This is a genomic window from Jatrophihabitans sp., assembly GCF_051960575.1.
In the GTDB taxonomy this organism is placed as follows: Bacteria; Actinomycetota; Actinomycetes; order Mycobacteriales; family Jatrophihabitantaceae; genus JBQCEE01.
The window spans coordinates 1-3,178 of record NZ_JBQCEE010000038.1 but is presented as its reverse complement, the minus strand read 5'-3'; the positions used below and the strand labels follow the sequence as shown (position 1 = coordinate 3,178).

Sequence of the window (3,178 nt, the reverse complement as noted above, 5' to 3'; positions counted from 1 at the left end):
ACATCTACAACCCGGTGGGGTGTTTATTTTTATCCCTTGTGGCTGTTGGTCCCCCGCCCCTGCCACACTCTCTCGGGGTGGGGGGCTGGGGGGGGGGTACAAGCGGCATTTCAGCGCCGGAAGTACTCCTTCCAGCGCCGGTCGACGAGTTCCTGCGTGGACGCGTCCAGCACGCACTCGGTCGGCCAGCCGCGGCGGTAGCCCTCGCCGGGCAGCTTGCGCGTGGCGTCGATGCCGAGCTTGCCGCCGTAGAATTGCTCGTAGGCGCCGTGGTCGAGATGGTCGACCGGCCCGATCGTGTGCAGCGCGTCGTGCGCGTAGTCGACGTTGCCGAACGCCCGCCACGCGACCTCGGCGTAGTCGTGGACGTCGCAATCAGCGTCGACCACCACGACCAGCTTCGACAGCGACAGCAGGCCCGCGCCCCAGACGGCGTTCATCACCTTCTGCGCCTGCTTGGGATAGCGCTTCTCGATCGACACGATCACGCAGTTGTGGAAGACGCCCGCCTCGGGCAGGTCGTAGTCGACGATCTCGGGGATGATCGTGCGGATCAGCGGCAGGAAGATCCGCTCGGTGGCCTTGCCGATCGGGCCGTCCTCCTGCGGCGGCCGCCCGACGATGATCGACTGGTAGATCGCGTCCGAGCGCATCGTGACGACGTCGACCTTGACGAACGGGAACGGCTCAACAGGTGTGTAGAAACCGGTGTGGTCGCCGAACGGCCCCTCCGGCAGCCGCTGCCCCGGCTCGACCCAGCCCTCGAGCACGACCTGCGCGGCGGCCGGCACCTGCAGCGGCACCGAGACGCAGTCGACCATCTCGATGCGTTCCTGGCCGACGAACCCCGCGAACAGGTACTCGTCGATCTCCGGCGGCAGCGGTGCGGACGCCGAGTAGGTGACCGCCGGCGGGCAGCCGAACGCGATCGCCACCGGCAGCCGCTCGCCACGACGCTCGGCCTCGGCCGCGTGCGAGGTCGAGTCCTTGTGGATCTGCCAGTGCAGCGAGACGGTGCGTTCGTCCTGCAACTGCAGGCGGTACATGCCGAGGTTGCGCGCACCGGTCACCGGGTGCTTCGTGTGGGTCAGCCCGAGGTTGAGGAAGACGCCGCCGTCGTCCGGCCAGGCCTTGATGCCGGGCAGCAGCCCGACCAGGTCGATGTCGTCGCCGCGCGCCACGACCTCGTGGCACGGCGCGGTCTTCACCCGCCGCGGCGGCACGTTGCGCAGCTGGGCGGCCTTGCCGAGCGCGTCCTTGAACCCGCTGAGCCCGCGCGGCAGCTCGGGTTTGAGCAGCTCGCCGATCCGCTCGCCGATCTCGTCCAGCGACTCGACGCCGAGCGCCTTCGCCATGCGGCGCTGGGTGCCGAAGACGTTGATCGCGAGCGGCAGCCGGCCCCGCGTCGGGTGCTCGAACAGCAGCGCCGGGCCCTGCTCGCGCACGACGCGCTGCACGATGCCGGTGACCTCGAGATGCGGGTCGACCGGGGCCGAGATGCGGGCCAGGTCGCCGTCGCGCTCGAGGGCGGCGAGGAAGCTCTGCAGGTCGGGGTAGCTCACCTGTCGAGTATGCCGACGCCGCCCGTACCGAACCGGACGCGGTACGGTCGCGCGTCATGGCCCACGTGCTGCTGGTCGAGGACGACGCCGCGATCCGCACCGCGTTGACCCGCTCGCTGCGCGACCAGGGCCATGTGGTCTCGTCCGTCGGCGCGGGCATGGCGGCGCTGTCGGCGGCGGTCGAGCAGAAGCCGGACGTCGTGCTGCTGGACCTCGGCCTGCCCGACGTCGACGGCGCGGACGTGCTGTCGATGCTGCGGGCGGTGAGCGACATCCCGGTCATCGTGGCCACGGCGCGCGACGACGAGGCCGAGATGGTGCGGGTGCTCGACCTCGGCGCCGACGATTACGTCATCAAGCCCTTCACCGCCGCGCAGCTCACCGCCCGCATCCGCGCGGTGATGCGCCGCACCGGTCGTGCGGACGAGGACCCGGTCATCACCGTCGGCGGCCTGGTCATCGACACACGCGGCTACGAGGTGACCGTCGACGGGCGTCCGGTCGAGCTGGCCCGCAAGGAGTTCGAGCTGCTGGTCGCGCTCGCCCGCCGCGCCGGCGAGGTGGTCACCAAGCGCGACCTGCTGGCCGAGGTGTGGCAGCAGGCGTGGGGCGGCAGCGACCGCACCGTCGACGTGCACCTGTCGTGGCTGCGCCGCAAGCTCGGCGAGACCGCCGCGGCGCCGCGCTACCTGCACAGCGTGCGCGGCGTCGGCGTACGCCTGGCGCCGCCGCCGTGACCGGGGTCGTCGCGTGAGGCGCCGCATCGTCGCGCTCGTGGTCGGCATGACGACGCTGGTGGTGCTGGCCTTCGCCATCCCGCTCGCGCTCGTCATCCGGCAGAAGGTCTACGACGACGCGGTGCAGACGCTGCCGCGCGAGGCCGGCGACATCGTCTACTTCCTGCGCTCGCCGACGCAGCCGACCACGGCGCAGATCCGCACCTACCTCGCCGGGCTGCGCTCCGACCGGGCCGCCTCGGTCGAGCTCGCCGACGGCACCGTCCTCGGCCGCCGACCGCCGGGGGACCTCACGCAGGTGCCACCCGTGCCCGGCCAGGGGGCCGGTGGCCCGTCCGGCGGCGGCCCCGGCACGCGTCCCGACGGCCCGATCCTCACGACCACGGCGTGGTCGGGCGGCCGGCTCACCCAGCAGTTCGTGCCGTCCTTCCAGACCGTCTACGTCGTCCGCGTCTACGCCACCGACGCCCAGCTGCACGCGGGTGAGACGGGCTGGTGGCTGCTGCTCGGCGGGGCCAGCCTCGCGCTGCTGCTCGTCGGCGTCGTCGGCGCCGAGGTGCTCACCCGCCGGCTGGTGCGGCCGCTGCTGCGCACCGCCGAGACGGCCCAGCAGCTCGCCTCGGGCGACGTCGGCGCACGGGCGCCGGTCGAGGGGCCGCCCGAGGTCGCTGAGGTCGGCGCGGCGCTCAACCGGCTGGCCGACCGCATCGACCAGCTCATCGCCGACGAGCGCGAGACGGTCGCCGATCTGTCGCACCGGCTGCGCACGCCGCTCACCGCCCTGCGCCTGGACGCCGAGTCGTTGCGCGATCCCGTCGAGGCCGAGCGCATCGGCACGCACGCCGCCGGCCTCGAGCGGATGCTCACCGCGGTCATCCA

Annotated in this window: 3 protein-coding genes; 2 read left to right on the top strand and 1 reads right to left on the bottom strand. The window is 72.4% G+C overall.

Annotated elements, in window-relative coordinates; genetic code table 11:
• Positions 1-110: 110 nt before the first annotated feature.
• Positions 111-1,562: a menaquinone biosynthesis decarboxylase gene (locus ACTHMS_RS01805; protein ID WP_440304971.1), complete on the bottom strand. Its 1,452-nt coding sequence runs from the start codon at positions 1,560-1,562 to the stop codon at positions 111-113.
• Positions 1,563-1,618: 56 nt separating this feature from the next.
• Between ACTHMS_RS01805 and ACTHMS_RS01800 the strand changes: the two genes are divergently transcribed.
• Positions 1,619-2,299 carry a response regulator transcription factor gene (locus ACTHMS_RS01800; RefSeq protein ID WP_440304970.1) on the top strand — a complete coding sequence of 227 codons (681 nt, stop codon included), beginning with the start codon at positions 1,619-1,621 and terminating at the stop codon, positions 2,297-2,299.
• Between the two features lie 13 nt (positions 2,300-2,312).
• Positions 2,313-3,178 (top strand): HAMP domain-containing protein (locus ACTHMS_RS01795; RefSeq protein WP_440304969.1); only part of this gene is annotated, 866 nt, incomplete at its 3' end.

Bases quoted from the DNA above. Each gene is read 5' to 3' on its own strand.
- ACTHMS_RS01800 (WP_440304970.1), top strand. From the start codon at position 1,619: ATGGCCCACGTGCTGCTGGTCGAGGACGACGCCGCGATCCGCACCGCG.